General features: G+C 35.1%; 20 protein-coding genes. 2 read left to right on the top strand and 18 right to left on the bottom strand.

The window, feature by feature from the left end; all coding sequences use genetic code 11:
* Window positions 1–7 precede the first annotated feature (7 nt).
* The 8 genes from AC4CVH_RS07510 to AC4CVH_RS07475 all read right to left on the bottom strand — a co-directional run bounded on the left by AC4CVH_RS07510 (window position 8) and on the right by AC4CVH_RS07475 (window position 8,685).
* Window positions 8–2,623: a cation-translocating P-type ATPase gene (locus AC4CVH_RS07510; RefSeq protein WP_490787137.1), complete on the bottom strand. Its 2,616-nt coding sequence runs from the start codon at window positions 2,621–2,623 to the stop codon at window positions 8–10.
* Window positions 2,624–2,723: 100 nt separating this feature from the next.
* The gene (locus AC4CVH_RS07505; protein WP_490787136.1) at window positions 2,724–3,743 is read right to left on the bottom strand and encodes a 5-oxoprolinase subunit C family protein; all 1,020 of its coding nucleotides are present in this window, start codon (window positions 3,741–3,743) and stop codon (window positions 2,724–2,726) included.
* Window positions 3,740–4,447 carry a 5-oxoprolinase subunit PxpB gene (gene pxpB / locus AC4CVH_RS07500; RefSeq protein ID WP_490787135.1) on the bottom strand — a complete coding sequence of 236 codons (708 nt, stop codon included), beginning with the start codon at window positions 4,445–4,447 and terminating at the stop codon, window positions 3,740–3,742. Before pxpB ends, AC4CVH_RS07505 begins: the two co-directional genes overlap by 4 nt.
* 37 nt (window positions 4,448–4,484) lie before the next feature.
* Window positions 4,485–5,240, bottom strand: a complete 756-nt coding sequence (locus tag AC4CVH_RS07495) for a LamB/YcsF family protein (RefSeq protein WP_490787134.1) — start codon at window positions 5,238–5,240, stop codon at window positions 4,485–4,487.
* Between the two features lie 9 nt (window positions 5,241–5,249).
* Window positions 5,250–6,035: a putative hydro-lyase gene (locus AC4CVH_RS07490; RefSeq protein ID WP_490787133.1), complete on the bottom strand. Its 786-nt coding sequence runs from the start codon at window positions 6,033–6,035 to the stop codon at window positions 5,250–5,252.
* Between the two features lie 13 nt (window positions 6,036–6,048).
* Window positions 6,049–7,164, bottom strand: coding sequence for a DUF4392 domain-containing protein (locus AC4CVH_RS07485; RefSeq protein ID WP_490787240.1), 1,116 nt, complete (start codon window positions 7,162–7,164; stop codon window positions 6,049–6,051).
* Window positions 7,165–7,183: 19 nt separating this feature from the next.
* Entirely contained in the window at window positions 7,184–8,026 is an 843-nt protein-coding gene (locus tag AC4CVH_RS07480) for a D-amino acid aminotransferase (protein ID WP_490787132.1), read from the bottom strand.
* A gap of 236 nt (window positions 8,027–8,262) precedes the next feature.
* The gene (locus AC4CVH_RS07475) at window positions 8,263–8,685 is read right to left on the bottom strand and encodes an Lrp/AsnC family transcriptional regulator (protein WP_490787131.1); all 423 of its coding nucleotides are present in this window, start codon (window positions 8,683–8,685) and stop codon (window positions 8,263–8,265) included.
* Between the two features lie 206 nt (window positions 8,686–8,891).
* Here AC4CVH_RS07475 and AC4CVH_RS07470 point away from each other — a divergent pair, with 206 nt between their 5' ends.
* Window positions 8,892–9,650, top strand: a complete 759-nt coding sequence (locus AC4CVH_RS07470) for a sulfite exporter TauE/SafE family protein (protein ID WP_490787130.1) — start codon at window positions 8,892–8,894, stop codon at window positions 9,648–9,650.
* 33 nt (window positions 9,651–9,683) lie between these two features.
* On the opposite strand, the gene AC4CVH_RS07465 is transcribed toward AC4CVH_RS07470, so the two are convergent.
* Window positions 9,684–10,349, bottom strand: coding sequence for a helix-hairpin-helix domain-containing protein (locus AC4CVH_RS07465; protein WP_490787129.1), 666 nt, complete (start codon window positions 10,347–10,349; stop codon window positions 9,684–9,686).
* 162 nt (window positions 10,350–10,511) lie between these two features.
* On the opposite strand from AC4CVH_RS07465, the gene AC4CVH_RS07460 reads away from it, so the two are divergent.
* Window positions 10,512–11,747, top strand: a complete 1,236-nt coding sequence (locus AC4CVH_RS07460; RefSeq protein ID WP_490787128.1) for a D-alanyl-D-alanine carboxypeptidase family protein — start codon at window positions 10,512–10,514, stop codon at window positions 11,745–11,747.
* A gap of 34 nt (window positions 11,748–11,781) precedes the next feature.
* Here the strand turns inward: AC4CVH_RS07460 and AC4CVH_RS07455 are convergent, their stop codons facing one another.
* From AC4CVH_RS07455 to AC4CVH_RS07415, 9 genes are all read right to left on the bottom strand, one after another.
* The gene (locus AC4CVH_RS07455) at window positions 11,782–12,684 is read right to left on the bottom strand and encodes an RluA family pseudouridine synthase (protein ID WP_490787127.1); all 903 of its coding nucleotides are present in this window, start codon (window positions 12,682–12,684) and stop codon (window positions 11,782–11,784) included.
* A gap of 60 nt (window positions 12,685–12,744) precedes the next feature.
* The gene (locus AC4CVH_RS07450) at window positions 12,745–13,122 is read right to left on the bottom strand and encodes a RidA family protein (RefSeq protein ID WP_490787126.1); all 378 of its coding nucleotides are present in this window, start codon (window positions 13,120–13,122) and stop codon (window positions 12,745–12,747) included.
* A 14-nt stretch (window positions 13,123–13,136) separates the two neighbouring features.
* Window positions 13,137–13,721: a bis(5'-nucleosyl)-tetraphosphatase (symmetrical) YqeK gene (gene yqeK / locus AC4CVH_RS07445; RefSeq protein WP_490787125.1), complete on the bottom strand. Its 585-nt coding sequence runs from the start codon at window positions 13,719–13,721 to the stop codon at window positions 13,137–13,139.
* 32 nt (window positions 13,722–13,753) lie between these two features.
* The gene (gene nadD, locus AC4CVH_RS07440; protein WP_490787124.1) at window positions 13,754–14,356 is read right to left on the bottom strand and encodes a nicotinate-nucleotide adenylyltransferase; all 603 of its coding nucleotides are present in this window, start codon (window positions 14,354–14,356) and stop codon (window positions 13,754–13,756) included.
* A gap of 22 nt (window positions 14,357–14,378) precedes the next feature.
* Window positions 14,379–15,653, bottom strand: coding sequence for a GTPase ObgE (obgE, locus tag AC4CVH_RS07435; protein ID WP_490787123.1), 1,275 nt, complete (start codon window positions 15,651–15,653; stop codon window positions 14,379–14,381).
* A gap of 69 nt (window positions 15,654–15,722) precedes the next feature.
* Window positions 15,723–16,025, bottom strand: coding sequence for a 50S ribosomal protein L27 (rpmA, locus tag AC4CVH_RS07430; RefSeq protein ID WP_490787122.1), 303 nt, complete (start codon window positions 16,023–16,025; stop codon window positions 15,723–15,725).
* 4 nt (window positions 16,026–16,029) lie between these two features.
* Window positions 16,030–16,356: a ribosomal-processing cysteine protease Prp gene (locus AC4CVH_RS07425; RefSeq protein WP_490787121.1), complete on the bottom strand. Its 327-nt coding sequence runs from the start codon at window positions 16,354–16,356 to the stop codon at window positions 16,030–16,032.
* Between the two features lie 2 nt (window positions 16,357–16,358).
* Window positions 16,359–16,673, bottom strand: coding sequence for a 50S ribosomal protein L21 (gene rplU, locus AC4CVH_RS07420; protein ID WP_490787120.1), 315 nt, complete (start codon window positions 16,671–16,673; stop codon window positions 16,359–16,361).
* Between the two features lie 119 nt (window positions 16,674–16,792).
* Window positions 16,793–18,220, bottom strand: coding sequence for an Rne/Rng family ribonuclease (locus AC4CVH_RS07415; RefSeq protein ID WP_490787119.1), 1,428 nt, complete (start codon window positions 18,218–18,220; stop codon window positions 16,793–16,795).
* Window positions 18,221–18,236 lie beyond the last annotated feature (16 nt).

Raw genomic sequence — 18,236 nt, 5'->3', positions numbered from 1 at the left:
ATAAACACTATATATCATCTTGTTCATACATATAGTAATTTTCTTTATCAACCTTTCGAAACAGGCAAAATATAAACCACGGCACTACAAACAGGACTACAACCTCCCAATAAGTCACATCGAAAAACATCTTGAATCCGTAAAAAGCCGCACAAATTCCTATTTGCAACAAAGCGCCCAAGAAAAGTATTATATTTGAAATTCTAACTTCAAATATTTTTTTATTTGAAAAACTAAGTATAAAAATAATAAGATTCAAATTTAATACATTAAAAGGAATACTCCCAAAATACGTTACATTTAAAAAATCCGCCGTTTTAAAACTCAAAAATGAAAGTAGTCCAATTAAAAATCCACTGGATATCATAAACGAAGTCTTTTCTCTTACAACATTTCTCCCTATGGAGTAATCATTATATTCGGTTGACTCTACCCTGCACTGGGATATGAGTGCAATCGAAGACAAAAATACAACAAATAAACTGCTCCAAAGCGACTTTGGAAAAATATTCTTCATCACATCCGCTTTCTGTGATGTAAACATTTCAAATGCGATAAACCACATAATAGAAAAACTTGTAGATATAATATATATCATTATTTTTCTAATTACATTTATTATTCTTCTGGAACTTTCGACAAGATTTAGAAGCCGCATAAAATCTATATCCTGTATGAATATATCTGACAGCTTTTTTACGATATTACTTCCCATGTTTGTTATTCCTATATTGGACATCTTAAGTGCCGGGAGATCTGTAAGCTTCCATCCCGTCAAAGCGGTTGTATACCCATAATCCTTTAATGCACTTATCATTTCAACCTTGTGTTTCGAATTTACTCTGGAAAATATATTTATTTTTTCTCCAATACGTTTAAATTCTTCTTCCTGCATGTTGTCCATTTCAATTCCTGACAATATCTGCTGCAACCTTTTCACAATTCCAAGTTTTTTTCCTACAGCCAGCGCTGTAAGTTTACTGTCATCCGTAATTATGACAGGCTTTATTGAAAGTTTTGAAGCCTTAAGCAAAGCTTCCATGGCATTATCCTTCAATCTGTTTTCAAATCCAATTAGACCAACAAATACAAGATTGCTTTCTATATTTTCTTCCTGGCTCGGTTCATAATTGAAATTTCTATATGCAAATCCAATTACATTAAGTGAATCATTCGACATATTCATATCAGCATCACGTATTGAATCCATATCATCTTCGGTTATTTCAACCTCAACGCCATTTTTAAGTATGTGAGTGCACCTTTCAAGTATCGAATCAACTGTTCCTTTTACATTGGCCCTGTACTTTTTACCTACTCTGTTTACAGTGGTCATTATTCTTCTCTCTGTGTCAAAGGAAATTTGAAACAGCCTCTGATGCTCATCCTGAACTTTTTTTCTGTATATACCATTCTGCTCTGCAAATTTAGCAATTGAAATTTCAATTAGATCATCCTTTGAATCTTGAATCTTTCCATGTCCAAACCTTGTACCGCTGCATAAGATACCTATATACAGCATTCTTCTCAAGTTGTCATTCATACCTTCTCTTAAAGTTTCACCATCAAGTTCAATAAACCCGCCACTGCCATATGCTCTTGCTATATCAACTCTCTCACGTGAAAAACTTCCTATTTTATCTGTGCATATAGCAGAAATCTTGGAAAACTTTTCAATACTAAAAAGATTTTTAAAGTCCACATTGTTTTTCTTAAGTCTCGAAAGCAGAATCGTACTTATAATTCCGAGTATTATACAAAATCCAATCGGGAAACAACTTACAGCCATGAATGTTGAAAAAACAAATGGATTTGATACATCAAGTCCGATTACATACCTCAAAGCAACTGCCCCTGCAGTAATTGCCGCTAAAATTATTGTGTACATGTTCAATATTTCATTCATTTTTTCTCCAAAAGAAGACTTCACCTTGTCTTCCTTTAAAAGAAGCCTCATAATTTCAGCCACCTGAGTATCCATTCCAACCGCAACTACAATCCCGGTAGTATCACCTTTTACAACAGTAGACGACTTAAAAACCATGTTCTTTATATCTGAAAGTGGTATTTCGTTATCTTCCATCCTCGGCTCATATTTGTCTACCAAATATCTTTGACCTGTAACAGAACATTCATCCACTTTTAAGTCACTGCATTCTATTATCCTCATGTCGGCTGGTACAAGTTCCCCCGTGCCAACTATAACTATGTCTCCAACTACAAGATCCTGCGATTCAATTTTCATTGTCCTTCCATTTCGTATTACACGTGCATGACCTGAATTAAGCCTTTTCAACTCTTTTATATTCTCTTCATCCTTATATCTGTCGATAATTACACACATACAATTCACAGCTAATATAAGAACTAACGCAAATGCCTCAGTAAAGAAACTGAAATATAAAAGTACCGACATGCAGAGAAGCATAAAAACAACCCATATTTGTTTAAACTGCATGATAATCAACATCACGAAACTTTTAGTATCCGGCATCATTATCTCGTTTGATCCATATTTTTTTCTGCGGGACTCAATCTGTTCATCATAAAGTCCATAATAACTGCTGCTGTCAAGTTCCTTTACAATTTGACTCCAGGATTTTCTATACCACTTGTTAATCATAGATTTTTATTCACCCTCCTATAAAAAAGGACAATATATACTTCTATTTATATCGTATTTAAAAATAGCAACTTTATAAATCTGGAACAAATTATATTACTTAAAAAAACTCATCCGGCACCATTAGCCTTATCGACTTTTTCAAATCTTCCGTGTAACTTCTTCGCTCAATATATAATTTTTCAGCTTCTTTTAATTCTATTTTATGAAATTTAATCTTGTCCATGGGTTTTAACTGAACAAGCTTTGGTATATCACAGGCCGCAACATGCGCTATTTTGGGATATCCCCCTGCCGTTGCCCTGTCAGCCAGAAGTATTATTGGGTTTCCCTCCCCTGGAATTTGTATAGTTCCAAAAGATACTTCTCCTGATATCATTTCCACATCTTTCTGAAATTCAATTTTAGGACCTTTCAGTCTAAATCCCATTCTATCGGATTTAGCATCTATGGTAAAACAAGAATTGAAAAAATCTTTTATACTGTCTGCCTTTACCATATTGAATTGAGTATCTTTAAAAACCCTTATTGTATGACACTTGATACTTTCTATAACATAATTTCTAACATACCAGCTGGATGTCAGGAATTTTTTATTTTGAAAGTTTTCATTTGAAATAATACTTTTTATTATCCTCCTTGAAAACTCACTTTTTGAACGTGTTTTAACAACATCGCCCTCTAAAAGACACCTTCCATCTTTCCCGCCAATTTTACCCCTTGTATAAGTACTCCTGCTTCCCATAACATCGGGAACATCAAATCCACCTGCTACAGCCAAATAACACCTTGAACCAAGGATGCATCTTCCAAAATCCAGTATACAGTCCTTCTTTATATAAACAGGCCTATCAGCCGGTACCCTTTTTCCATCTATTTCAGGTGAAATATCTGCACCGGATATTGCAATCAAAGTCCCTTCTGATATTTTTAAAGAAGGTCCCACAAGCGTTATTTCAAAAACACTTTCATTCTCATCGTTGCCTACAACCAAGTTTGCAAGTTTCATGGAATAGTTATCCATTGCTCCGCCTGCAACTACTCCATACTTTTGATATCCATATCTTCCAGAATCCTGAATGGTTGTAAAAAGTCCTCCTTTCAAAACAACTATACTCACAACATTCCCTCCTTGAATTTTGCGTAGTCCCCCTTGGAAACAGGATAAAATTTTACTACATCACCACATTCCAGGATAGGTTTGTCATATACATTAAAATCAAACAATTCAAGTGGTGTCCTGCCAATTATCTGCCATCCTCCCGGAGTTTCTATTGGATACACTCCCGTCTGACTTCCTGCAATTCCAACAGAACCTTTTGGAATTTTAGTTCTTGGTGATTTTCTCCTTGGAGTATAAAGTTTCTCCGAAAGCCCTCCAAGATACGGAAAGCCAGGTGCAAAACCAATCATGTATACTAAATATTCCCCACTTGAATGTATGTGTATTACTTCTTCTACTGTAATCCTGTTAAATTCGGCAACATATTCTAAATCCGGACCAAACTCTCCTTCATAACACACAGGTATCTCAACTACATGATGATCATATCTGCAGGTAAAATCCAATTTTGAAAGTATATCCTCAAGTATCCCTTCTACCCTTTCAAAAGGCGATTCCGAACCAACAAGAAACGGATCATAAATAACAGAGACGCTCGAAAAATAAGGTATATATTCTATAAACCCCTTGAACTCATGTTTATCAAGATACTCACAGAAAATCCTTATTTTTTTATTTATACTCTCATCAATTTTATATCCAAACTCAATCACGGCCATCATCTCATTTGCCTGAAATACATTAAATTCCTGATCCTTCATCTTTCAAATCACCGCCTTTGAAAACTAAAACCCCAATTTATAGAGACTTTATCTGTATTTTTTCAGCTTCAAACGCTCTCTTTATTTTTTTAACGAACTCAACAGCCTTTGCTCCATCTCCATGAATACATATTGAATCTGCTTGGATTGAAATATCATTTCCATGTACATCTTCCACTTTTCCTTCCTTGACCATTCTTAAAGCCCTTTTAATTACAACTTCGTCTTCTTCAAGGACAGCCCCCGGCACTCCTCTCTGTACAAGAGATCCGTCATAATTATACGCTCTATCTGCAAACACCTCGCTTGCAGATCTAATTCCAACCTTTCGGGAAGCTTCGATCATCTTGCTTCCGCTGAGTCCTAAAAGAATAAGATTTTCATCGAACTCAAATATTCCACGGCATATGGCAAGTGAGATGCCCATATCCTTCGCTGCCATATTATACAGCGCACCATGTGGTTTTACATGATGCATTTCAGCTCCCCTAGACCTGCAAAATGCATAAAGGGCACCAAGCTGATATTGAACCATTAACTTAATTTCCTCCAAAGACAGTTCAATTTTTCTTCTGCCAAATCCCTCAATATCATGGAAGCCAACATGAGCCCCTATTGAAACATCATGTTCCTTTGAAATTTTAACAGTCCTGTCCATTACAACCGGATCTGATGCATGGAATCCACATGCTATATTTGCAGACGAAATATATTTAATCACCTCTGCATCCGATCCAATTTTATAATGTCCGAAACCTTCTCCCATATCACAATTCAAATCTATCTTATACATATCTTCCCCCTAGTATTTAAGTTCAACATTTTTCAGATCCGTAACAAGCATGTGTCCAGGAGAATGGGTTATCACAATCTTGGGTTTTACATTCATAATCACAGACTGCGGTGTCACTCCGCATGCCCAGAATACCGGAACTTCACCCTTGTTTATTGTAACCGGATCTCCAAAATCAGGTTTTCTTATATCATCAATTCCTATACACAAAGGATTTCCTATATGCACAGGCGCTCCATGAACCTTTGGAATTTCGCCGCTTACAAGCACCGACTTAACTACCTGCTCCCGAGGAATCGGTCTCATACTCACAACCATCTTTCCATTGAATATTCCCGCCGGTATGCAGTCTATATTTGTAATAAACATCGGTACATTGCAGCTCTCTTCAATATGCCTTACAGGAATGCCGGCCTCAATAAGATTTGATTCAAACGAAAAACTGCATCCAATCAAAAAACTTACAAAGTCATCCCTCCACATACTTTCGACATTCGTATACTCTCCAGAAAGTATCCCATTTTCATACACACGGTATTTTGGAATATCTCGCGTAATATCTATATCTTTTCCAAGATATTTAAGTTTTCTACTACCTGTATCACTTACCTCGAGTATTGGACAGGACTTCGGATTCCGCTGTGTAAAGAGCAGAAAATCATAGGCTAGATTTTTTGGAAGAACAACAAGATTTGCCTGAGCATACCCTGAACACATTCCGGACGTGGGTCCTGTAAGTTTTCCTTCCCGTATCAGTTTTCTTACTTCATAAGGCTTCATAATTGAATAATCCATGATCAATACACCTCTAAATCACATTTTTCAGACTGTTGTCTTTCTTGTATCTCTTAACGTCTTCTTTTTCATAAAAACCAAGCTCGATTACCTTGTCAAACCATACAGCACAAGTTTTGTCAAGCTTCATCGCAGAATCTATACACTCCCTCATAAGATTCACAATTGATACGTTCATAGACATATTGCAGCCGTCTATTGCCGGTATCAAATCTCCATACATATCTATCATTCCACTTCTCGATGCCGTTATCATAGCGTCTTTCTCCATTTCAACAGTATGCATTATATTCATGTCTTTTTTTAGATACGAAAGTGCCGCTATAAGGCCATAACATCCCCAGTCGGAAACCGTAGCAGTTATTATATTGTCCGCAGCCGTATCAGCAAGTATTCCTCCCTTGCAGCCGCAGGCGCATCCTCCCTTTGCAGCATAAGGCACATACTTTTGTATATGTTCTTTTATAGCACCCATTCCAAGCTCATTTCCAAGATCCCCTATTGCTATATTAAGAACTCCCATTTTTTTGAGCTTTTTAAAGAGTATGTCCACCTTTGCCTCTATTTCGGTGACGTCAAGTCCTATTGCATTATGATAAACTCCAACTGAATTTGCTCCTGGACATTCTATACTTATAACTGCAGAAGGAACACCTTTTGAAATAAGCTCATCCGCCTGCCTTTCAGCCCTACTTTTATCCTTTGTAAAAGCTATTCCTGAAACAGACAATGGGTACTTCTTTACATCTTCAATACTTTCATAATAATGAAGTCCGACTACATATGAAAGATTTTGAACCGCTTCTATATTGTCTTTGGGACACACTATAACAGGTTTTACTCCAAATCCTTTTACAAGAGCTCTTGCAAGAAGCATTGTACTTACTATGCCGTCCATTTCGGCCTTTTTAAATGGAAGAAGTACAAATCCTGTGAGTATATACACGATATCCCCCTCCTTCAATGTTAAAGCAAGCTTCTTCCCACTATTCATCGTAAGTGGTTCTTTTGTATATTCTCTTGCTGCACTGTAGAGTATTCTGCATACCCCATATCCTCTCGGGTCTAGATTCATAAGGCTGTCCAAATTTTCTCCTATATTAAATACAGTCAATTCTTCCTGATTAATCATACCCTAACCCTCCCTGTTATTTTGTTTCTTCTAAAAATTCTTCCATAAGCGCATCCTGAAGTTTTCTAATTATGTCAGGTGCACCTCCACCCACAGCTTTCCCGTCTATCTCGCCCGCAGTCATGCAAAATTGTCCTGAACTTGTAACTATAACCTCATCCGCATCCATAAGTTCTTCCAGCGTAAATGGCGTTTCATCTACAGGTATCCCAAACTTTTTGCACATCTTTATAATATGTGACCTTGCAATACCTGGAAGAATCAGATTGTCTGCCGGCGCTGTTTTAAATATTCTGTCTTTTATAATTGATACATTACTGTGTGCACATTCCGTAACTCTGCTTCCCCTGTGAAAAACCGCCTCCTGGCATCCCGCTTCATCAGCCTTTTGAGCAGCCATTACACTTGGAAGAAGATTAAGAGTTTTAATATTGCAGTGCAAAAATCTAGTATCCTCAACAGTTATAAGTCTTAACTTATCAGACATGTCCTTTACTTCCTGCGGCTTTAATATTATCCACACATTTGCCTTTACTTCAGCCTTTGGGAAAACATGATTTCTCATTTCAGTCCCTCTTGTTATCTGCCAGTACACAAACTGTTCTCCAGAATCAACTTTATTAACCATATCAATCAAAAGCTCTTTCAACTCTTTTTTTGTATATGGAATCTTTATTTTCAAAAGTCCTGCACTATTAAAAAAACGATCCACATGTTCATCAAGTGCAAATATCTTGTGATTTCTACTGTAGGTTGCATCGTAGACTCCATCTCCAAAGTAACATACACGATCATTCATTGGTATTGTCATATTCTCAATAAGATCATACTTACCATCATAGTACCCAAGATTTTTCATTTATATTTCCTCCTCAAATTGATATTTTATTAATTATATATAATATTTTTTATTTTTTTATTTAAATAGTTGTGCATTTGTTATTGATTTATGATTTAACTACATATTATATTACTAAATATATTTTTTCAATATTTACATGAATTTATGTATAATTTAGTTTTTATTATGATAATGCCTATAATTTTTATTTTATTTTCACATATAAAAGAATTTTTTACTCTAATAAAATATACTTATTTTACATCTTTAAGTATACAATAAGTCTTTGTACGTGATACCCCCTCAATACTTTTTACTTCTCTATGAATTTTCTCCAGATCTTCCGGTGAATTACACAATATTTTTAAAATGAAATCAAAATCTCCTGTTAAATAATAACAGAATACTATATGCTTGTTTTTCAACACAGCTTCAGTAAATGATTTATAAAATTTGGGATGGTCAAGACTTACCTCCATCAAAGCACTCGTTGTATTTCCCATTTTACCCTCGTCAAGTAAAATAGTATAACCTTTTATTATACCGTTTGCTTCCATTTTCTTTATGCGTTCAATCACAGCTGAAACTGAAAGATGTATTTCTCTGCTTATTGCAGACGCCTTAGCTCTTGCATTGACTTTCAAACATCTCAATATTTCACGATCCATATAATCCATAAATACCACTCCAAACTCCCTTTGTATTTGTTTTGAAAACACTAATCTCTTGATTTATAATTAAATATATATTTCCTTTGAATTTATTTTATCATAATTTTCATGTGCAATTTTTCAAGTTTTGAAGTGAAAGATATCACATTGAATGTTATAGATGTTAAAATAATCTTATAAGGTTTTCAATTTATAAAGAAGGTGTCTTAATTTTGATTATACAAATTATATTGACGATGTTTGTAGTTGGAATGCTGCTTGGATTTATCGGCGCCGGCGGCTCAGGGTTCATAATATCAATACTCACGACAATATTCGGATTTCCAATTCATACTTCCCTCGGAACTGCTCTGGCAGCAATGATATTTTCTTCAATATCAGGCACAGCAAGTCACTACAGAGAAAACAACATAATACTTAAAGTCGGACTTGCAACAGGTATATCCGGAGCTGCAGGTGCATGGATAAGTTCCAACTTTTCTACCTTCGTGCCAGCTAATGACTTAAAATGGATGACTTCCGGAATGCTTTACCTGTCAGCTCTCATTTTATGGATTAGGATGATCATAATTTCAAAACGCGGATCAAGTATGGATTTTGACAATGTGCCAGATGGAATGAAATTTTGGATTTATTGTTTTGGTATAGGAATCGTCTGTGGTGCAATTTCTGGAATATTTGGCATAGGTTCAGCCTCTTTTATACAGATAGGCCTTCTGTTTATAATGGGAATGTCCGTAAGAAAATCAGCCGGAACAACCATGCTTGTAATAATACCCATAGCCCTTGCCGGAGGTGCCGGATACTACCACCTTGGATATCTTGACATAAAACTTTTAATTGAAGTTGTAGCAGGAACAATGGCCGGATCATATATAGGTGCCAAATTTACAAAACGCGTTCCTGAACCCCTGCTTAAATTTGCAATGGTTATGGTTCCCATAACTGCAGCTACAATACTTTTATTTTAGTATTGTATAAAATAGATGTCATATAATATAAAATTATCTGATGTCTATTTTGTCCTTCATCTTTTCAAAACTCTTGTCTCCTATCCGGTCTACATTCTTTATATCTTCTACAGATGAAAAACCACCCTCAGACTCCCTATAATCTATTATTTTCTGGGCAGTAACTTCACCTACCCCCGGTATATTCTCAAGTTCTTCCTTGGAGGCTTTGTTTATATTTATCTTTTTATCATCTTTTGAAGATGATGATGAAGAAGAATCTGACTGACCTGCAGTATTATTACTATTTTGTATTTTTTCTATGTATATATAATCTTCATCTTTCAATTTTTCTGCAAGATTTACTTTCAAAGTATCTGCATCGCTTTTAAATCCTCCCGATACTCTTATAAGTTCCTGTATTCTACTGTCACTTTTCAAAGTATATACGCCTGGTTTATTTACCTCTCCATTTATGTAAACAGTTATCTTTCCAGACATATTTTTAACTGCATTGCTTTTTCCCAATCCTTCAGTGTTTTTTTCTTCTTTGAATACATCTTCGGTCTTAACATTCTGAACCGGCTTTGATCTAAAATAACCAACTGCAGCAAATACCGAAAATAAAAGTAGTATAACTACCGATCCTATAATTTTCTTTTTCAATACCTTCCTTTTATTTTTTTCAATCCACAGACAAATTTTATCCATTATACTCATTTTATTTCCTCCATATAACATATAGAATTTGCATTTTACATTATTTTGAATTACAATGTATATTCATGCTAATTATTTATAGTATTGACAGTATTCAAAAATTATGTCGCATATATTACATTTTTTTGATATAATGTTATAAGCATTGCAAAGGAGGAAGATATGAAAAAATTACTCTCATTCTTAATATTAAGTTTGTTTTTAGTCGAATGCGCATCCAGTATAAAGGTTTACGCAAAAGAAAAACCTCCTTCGGTATCAGCTGACAGTGCAGTACTTCTTGATGCTACAACAGGACAAATCCTGTATTCAAAAAATCAAGATTCAGCATATCCGCCTGCATCAACTACAAAAATCATGACTGCACTTCTAGTACTTGAAAACTGCAAATTGGACGATTACGTAACTGTTGGTGCAACCCCACCTAAAATTGAAGGTACTAGAATCGGTTTAATACAAGGTGAAAAGATAAGAGTTATAGACCTACTTTACGGTATGCTACTCGCTTCCGGCAACGACTGTGCTGAAGCCCTTGCAGAATATGTAGGGGATGGTTCGATAAAAAAATTTGCAGACAAAATGAATAAGAGGGCAAGGGAACTTGGAGCTTCCCACACAAACTTTGTTAATCCAAGTGGTCTTTTCGATGAAAACCACAAGACATCCTCAAAAGACCTGGCTCTTATAATGAAAAAATTATCTGAAAACCCTGAGTATTCACGAATAGCTACCAAAGTTTCTTATACAATACCTAAAACAAATAAATCAAAAGAAACTAGGACTGTATGGAATGAAAACAAACTAATTCAAAAACAATCCAAGTATTATTACGAGGGATCACTCGGAGGTAAGACAGGATATACAATCCAGTCTTTTCATTCCTATGTGACTTCTGCATCTCGCGGAGGACATAAATTTGTAGTTGCCCTTGTACACGACAAGAAGAAAACATTTTTTCCGGATGCAGTATCTCTTTTAAACTATGGATTCAACAACTTCAAACTTGAAAAACTATATTCCAAAAATCAAATTGTAACTACATATAAAAGTGGAGATTTATCAGTGCCACTTATAGCCCAGTCGGATTTTTACTACACAAAGGATATAAAAGACAACTCCAAACCAACAATAAAACTCAAGCATTTAAATTTAGCTGAAAAATCTTTTAAAAAGGGTGAAACTATAGAACAGGCAACAATATCCTTAAATGGAAAAGTAGTCGGCAAACTAAATCTTTTAAGCAAAACAAACCATGATCCAAAAATCAATATTAAGCAACATATAAGTCAGATAACAGGTATAGACAATCAATACATATTAATTTTATCTTGTTTTACAATATTGATAGGTGGAACTGCACTACTTTTAATAAGACGGCGTTTATCAAACATAAATTAATAAAAAATAAGTTGAAATCCATGAAAATCATGTTTCAACTTATTTTTTCTATGAGCTGTTTTATATCTTCTGGTAGTTCCGTTTCAAGTTCTATTTTCTTGCCAGTACGTGGATGTGGAAATTTTACACTGTACGCATGAAGAGCCTGTCTTCCTATATATTGGCAGTCATCCTCTTCACAATAAAGCGAATCTCCAAATATAGGGTATCCAATGCTGCTTAAATGCACTCTTATTTGATGGGTTCTCCCTGTTTCAAGAGTAAGTTTTACAATATCACCAAGTTTTCTTCTTTCAATCACCTTGTACCTTGTAATACTCTTCTGGCCCCTATTGTCTACAACCCTCTTTATTCCATTATCCTCTGATCTGTATATAGGCAAATCTATAATGCCTTCATCCTCATCCATATTTCCATGAACTACTGCAATATAACTTTTTACAAAGTTTACAGATTTCATATCTCTTGCAAGAGCCATGTGTGAAAATTGGTTTTTTGCAACAATCACAAGCCCTGATGTATCCATATCAAGTCTACTTACGAGCCTTACTATGCAGGTTTCTTCATTTTCTCTGAAATGATACAAAAGACCATTTGCAAGAGTGCCGCTCTGGTAGCTTTTAGTTGGATGTACAACCATTCCTGGTGACTTGTTTACAACAATTACGTCCTGGTCCTCATAAACTATGTCAAGTTCCATATTTTCTGGATTTACATTTTGAGTTTCTTCTTTAAAAGGATCAAGAGCTACAACATCGTTCACCTTTAAAACATAGTTTAACTTTACACGTACTCCATTTACTTGAATTCTTCCATCCAATGCTGCACTTTTTATAAGTCTGCTGGAAAGTTTTTTGTGACTTTTCAAATACTGCCTCAACTTCAATCCCTGTTCTTCAGACTCTACATCGAAAATTAATTTTTCATGTTCTCTCATAGCCACACCCTTTCTTTTCCCTTAAAATGCAGTGGAGAATACATCCCCACTGCATTTTAACTAATCCAAAACTGCTATTACTTCAACTTCAACAAGAGCATCCTTTGGAAGCTTTACTTCCACACATGATCTTGCAGGCATATCTCCCTTGAAATATTTGGCATAGACCTCATTTACTACTGAAAAATCTTCCATGTTTTTTACAAATACAGTAGTCTTAACAACATTATCAAAAGATGCCCCTGCTTCCTTTAAAATAGCCCCTACATTGTCAAGTGATCTGCAAGCAGCTTTCCTTACATCACCTGAGACAAGTTCGCCTGAAGACGGATCAAGTGGAATTTGCCCTGATATAAAAAGCATATTGCCGGCTTTTATTGCCTGAGAATATGGACCTACCGCAGCAGGTGCATTTTTAGTACTTATTACTTTTTTCATAAAAAAGCCCCCAGTTACTTACATATTTTATTTTTGTATTGTGAAATTAAATAATTTCTACCTTTTATAGTATTTACATGCAAAAGCTGTCTCTTGTCTATAACATGCTTTATTGTATTGTCAAAGGAATCAAGCAGAGCTCTATCCAAATTTAAAAATGCATCTTTTCTTATTTTATCAACTCCTGGGAAATCTCTCATAGGCTCAATATAATCTGAAACATAGACTATCTTCTGCATCAAAGTCATATTTTCCTTGCCCGTTGTATGATAGGCTACTGCACTCAGTATATCCTCATCGTATATTCCCATCTTGTCTCTTGCAATTACTGCCGCTACAGGACCATGAAGGAGATTTGGAGTTTCTTTTAAAACTTCATCTATGACAATTCCATTTTTATTTGCAATATATATAAGTTCATCATCAGACATGCATTTGGCACAATCATGTACAAGTCCAGCTATCCTGGCTTTATCCACATGAGCTCCATATAATTGGGCCAATTTGACAGAGGTATCCCTCACACCAATACTGTGTTTATATCTCTTGATTTTGAGATTTTTTTCCAAATACTGATTTATTTCTTCCTCATCCCACATTTAACCATCACTCCAAAACAATAAATATTATTCTATTTATAAAGATTGTATTTTTTTATTATTTCATAAACACTTTCAGGTAAAAGATAGCTTACGTTTCTTCCAATCCTAATATTTTCCCTTATGCTTGTAGATGAAATATCCAAAAGAGGAGCCTTCAGACATATTATATTGGTAGAATATTTTTTCTCGATATACCTTTTTTGGTCTATTATACTTTCTCTGCTGAATCCCGGTCTGTCAAAGACTATAAACTTACATAACTTGAATATTCCTCCTGGATTATTCCATTTTTCTATATCCATGAGACAGTCCATACCGGTTAAAAAATACAATTCCGTGTTATCGTCATTTTCTCTAAAATGAAGTAATGTCCTGTATGTATAACTCAATCGGCTGTTTTCCATTTCATAATCGCTTACAACAAACTTCTCTTCTTTTTTAACAGCCTCTTTTACCATGTCGTACCTTATAGGTGCATCAGTTACCTCATTTTCAAGCTTGTGAGGCGGAGTACCCGACGGCATAAATACAATTTTGTCGAGCTTAAGTTTATACAGCGCCTCATAGGCTATGTGTATGTGTCCATTGTGTATAGGATCAAAGGTACCACCAAAAATAGCTTTTCTAATCATTGTGCTTATCTCTCCAAACAAATTATAGCAGATATTCAAATTCAAAGTCGTTGAGTCTTATAGTATCTCCATCTTTGATTCCCAATTCTCTAAGTTCATCCATTACACCTTTGTTTTTCAATACCTTATAGAAATACCTGAGTTCATTATAATCATTTACATTAACACTTGCAAGAAGTCTATCTACAAAGCTTCCCTCTATAATATACGTATTTTCTTCTTTTCTTATATTATAGACAAATCTCTTCTCCTCAGGTACAAACATTTCACTTTCATCTATTTCCATATCTTTTACAGGTATCTTGCTGAGTTCTTCATAAGCTTCCTTCATAAGTTCATCTATTCCCATGTTTGCAGCTGCAGATATCTTGAATACTTTTTTATATCCAAGCTTCATTACCTTTTCCTTGAATTTTTCAAATACACTGTCGTCATAAAGCATATCACATTTGTTTGCAGCAATTATCTGAGGTTTATCCCATAACTTCACATCATACTTCTTAAGTTCTTCGTTTATCTTCAAAAAATCATCAAAAGCATCTCTTCCCTCTACTTGGGATATATCAACCACATGTATCAAAAGTCTTGTTCTCTCAATATGCCTTAGAAACTGAATTCCAAGACCTACACCTGAGGATGCACCTTCTATTATTCCTGGAATGTCTGCTATTACAAAGCCATTTATCCCCGGTACATCAACTACTCCTAGATTAGGATTGAGAGTAGTAAAATGGTAATTTGCGATTTTTGGGGTTGCCTTTGTTACAATAGACAATATAGTTGATTTTCCAACATTCGGGAACCCAACAAGACCAACGTCGGCAAGTACCTTAAGCTCAAGCGAAATATGTCTTTCCTCACCCGGCATGCCTGGTTCTGCAAATTCAGGTGCCTGTCTTGTAGACGTAGTAAATCTCACATTTCCGCGTCCTCCACGTCCTCCCTTTGCAACAACGCAGCTTTCGCCTTTGTGTGAAAGATCCGCTATTATCTTGTTTGTATCAACATCTCTTACAACAGTGCCTATAGGCACTTTTATATAAAGATTTTCTCCGTCTTTTCCAAAGCACTTGGACGGTCCTCCGTTTACTCCCTTATCCGCCTTGTATTTCTTTTTATACGCAAAGTCAAGAAGAGTTGTAATATTATCATCAACTACTAGTATTACGTCTCCTCCATCTCCTCCGTCTCCTCCGTCAGGTCCCCCAAGTGGTACATACTTTTCTCTTCTGAATGATATGGCTCCATCTCCGCCATCTCCAGATTTTACAAATATTCTGGCCGTATCCACAAACACTTGTATCACCTTCCTATATTTTAATCTTGATTTAAAAAAGGCACCCTCCGCAAGGGTGCCTTATAAAAATTATTCAGCTACAACTTCTTCCTCAGGTAAAGGATAAACGCTGGCCTTTTTTCTATTTTTCCCTACTCTTTCAAACTTAACTACACCATCTATCTTGGCAAAAAGTGTGTCGTCTGAACCTATTCCTACGTTATTTCCAGGATGTATTTTTGTTCCTCTCTGCCTGAACAATATATTTCCAGCTAGAACAAACTGTCCATCTGCAGACTTAGCGCCCAATCTCTTGGATTCACTTTCTCTACCGTTTCTTGAACTACCTACTCCCTTTTTATGTGCAAACAACTGAAGATCCATAGTAAACATAAAATCACACCTCCTCAACATATGTTTTTATATATCTACCATAATTTAATTCTATGTTTTTCAAGCCGAGCAACATGGTATTCATAAGTACCTGGCATTTTTCTATATCACTTTTTTTCATATTTTCAAGTGAAAAGCTTAAAAAACCATCATCTACAGAATATTGAACATCGAAATTCAATACCTCTATAATTCCAATTAATATACTCTGCGACAATACAGATACAGCACAACAGACCAAATCATATCCGCTGTCCACAGACCCGGCATGACCTGAAAGTCTGACTGAAACCAGATTGCAGGACTTCTTTTTAAATTCCACATCAATCATGACTAAGCATCTATTTTTTCTATCTGTAACTTAGTATAAGGCTGTCTGTGACCTTGTTTCTTTCTGTAGTCAATCTTTCTCTTGTATTTGAATACAATTACCTTCTTGTTTTTGCCGTGAGACAAAACTTTGGCACTTACTTTTGCTCCTTCAACCTTTGGTTTTCCAACAACAATTTCGCCATCTTCCTTGCTTACCGCAAGAACATCTTCTATCTCAACTGTTGAATCAACCTCGGCATCAAGTTTTTCAACATATATAACGTCTCCTTCTGAAACCTTATACTGTTTTCCTCCTGTAACCAAAACTGCGTACAATAAAAACACCTCCTCAATCCAGTCTCGCCTAAAAGGTATGCAGAAAAAACTGCATTTTCAAACCTATTTCGCGCGGTCTACACCCGATATTCTAGCACACATGATGTCCTTTGTAAAGTTTATATTGAATTAAGTTTGAACTTTGCAAGTTTTTCAATATCACTTGAAAAAACAACAGGTTCAACTTTAAAATAGTCATCATCTTCGTAAGTAACGTAAATATTTTTACCCTCTTTATATATTTCTTCCAAAAAAGAACTCTTGTTACGTTCAATGTCCTCTTTATAATTATTGCCTATCCTAATATGTATATTCTCCTCCGGTATTTTTTTTATTTTATCCTCAATAAGCATACTTAAATATGAAAACTTGAGCTTGTTTCCTCTTCCTCTGCAAAAACTGCATTCCTCTTGAATATAATCGCATATTTCCCTTCCATACCTGTGCCTTGCAATCTGCACAAGGTTCAGCTCGGTAAATTGGTATACAACAGTCTTGTTTTTGTCGCCTGAAAATTCTCTTTTAATCACTTTAATTATATTTTCTTTTTTCTTGTCGTCATGCATATCAATAAAATCTATGACTATTATGCCTCCAAGATTTCTGAGTTTTATCTGACGTGCTATTTCAAGTGCAGCTTGAATATTTGTAGTAAACACTGTATCTTCCATTGAGTTTTGGTTTGTATTTCTGCCTGAATTCACATCTATCGTATACATGGCCTCTGTTTTATCAATTACTATGTATCCACCACATTCAAGACAAACCTTTCTATTTCTAAGTTTAAGTATTTCATCTTCAATATTGTAATACTCGAACATACCAACTTCCTTCTCATAAAGGACTACGCTGTTTTCAGTTTTTTCGTATTTCTCCATGAAATTTTTTATTGCATCAAAGCTTTTATGAGTGTTTGCAAATATTCTCACCGGTACTTCTTGAAGCTTTTCGTTCAATACCTTGAATAAAAGTCCTCCATTTTCAGATACAAGTCCCTTTTTGCTGGAATATTTTCCTTTGTCTATAACACTCTTGTACATATTGTAAAGCATATTTAGTTCATTCTGTATGGATTCAACAGAAACCTTTTCTGCTTCTGTTCTTATCATGATTCCCGTATCCTGCGGAACATACAATTTTTCAATTACATATTTTTTAAATTCACTATTTTCTATCTTTCTTGAGAAATTCACTCCACTGTAAAAATTACTCAACACACAATATTTCCCGGAAATATCGATTGCATTTGTAACCTTGGGTCCTTTTTTTCCAACCGGCTCCTTCAATACCTGTACAAGAATGCAATCACCTTTCTTCAATCTTGTATTTTTAAATTTTCTATCAATATACATATAGGCATTTTTATGCATGCCTATATCCACAAAAGCACATTTTATTCCAGGAACCACGTTTCCAATAACTCCAATGTATATTTGCCCAGGATATACATTACATTTTTCCCTGAAAAACAATTCTTTTAAAATTCCATCCTCTTTAACTGCAATTCTCAACATTTTATTATTTTCATCTATAAATATTTCTCTCAATATTTCACCTCATTTT

It is taken from the genome of Clostridium pabulibutyricum, assembly GCF_058242705.1.
This window is presented reverse-complemented; position numbering and strand designations above follow the sequence as displayed.

Bases quoted from the DNA above. Each gene is read 5' to 3' on its own strand.
- AC4CVH_RS07510 (WP_490787137.1), bottom strand. From the start codon at position 2,623: ATGATTAACAAGTGGTATAGAAAATCCTGGAGTCAAATTGTAAAGGAA.
- pxpB (WP_490787135.1), bottom strand. From the start codon at position 4,447: ATGAAGGATCAGGAATTTAATGTATTTCAGGCAAATGAGATGATGGCC.
- AC4CVH_RS07495 (WP_490787134.1), bottom strand. From the start codon at position 5,240: ATGTATAAGATAGATTTGAATTGTGATATGGGAGAAGGTTTCGGACAT.
- AC4CVH_RS07490 (WP_490787133.1), bottom strand. From the start codon at position 6,035: ATGGATTATTCAATTATGAAGCCTTATGAAGTAAGAAAACTGATACGG.
- AC4CVH_RS07480 (WP_490787132.1), bottom strand. From the start codon at position 8,026: ATGAAAAATCTTGGGTACTATGATGGTAAGTATGATCTTATTGAGAAT.
- AC4CVH_RS07475 (WP_490787131.1), bottom strand. From the start codon at position 8,685: ATGGATTATATGGATCGTGAAATATTGAGATGTTTGAAAGTCAATGCA.
- AC4CVH_RS07465 (WP_490787129.1), bottom strand. From the start codon at position 10,349: ATGAGTATAATGGATAAAATTTGTCTGTGGATTGAAAAAAATAAAAGG.
- AC4CVH_RS07460 (WP_490787128.1), top strand. From the start codon at position 10,512: ATGAAAAAATTACTCTCATTCTTAATATTAAGTTTGTTTTTAGTCGAA.
- AC4CVH_RS07455 (WP_490787127.1), bottom strand. From the start codon at position 12,684: ATGAGAGAACATGAAAAATTAATTTTCGATGTAGAGTCTGAAGAACAG.
- AC4CVH_RS07450 (WP_490787126.1), bottom strand. From the start codon at position 13,122: ATGAAAAAAGTAATAAGTACTAAAAATGCACCTGCTGCGGTAGGTCCA.
- yqeK (WP_490787125.1), bottom strand. From the start codon at position 13,721: ATGTGGGATGAGGAAGAAATAAATCAGTATTTGGAAAAAAATCTCAAA.
- nadD (WP_490787124.1), bottom strand. From the start codon at position 14,356: ATGATTAGAAAAGCTATTTTTGGTGGTACCTTTGATCCTATACACAAT.
- rpmA (WP_490787122.1), bottom strand. From the start codon at position 16,025: ATGTTTACTATGGATCTTCAGTTGTTTGCACATAAAAAGGGAGTAGGT.
- AC4CVH_RS07425 (WP_490787121.1), bottom strand. From the start codon at position 16,356: ATGATTGATGTGGAATTTAAAAAGAAGTCCTGCAATCTGGTTTCAGTC.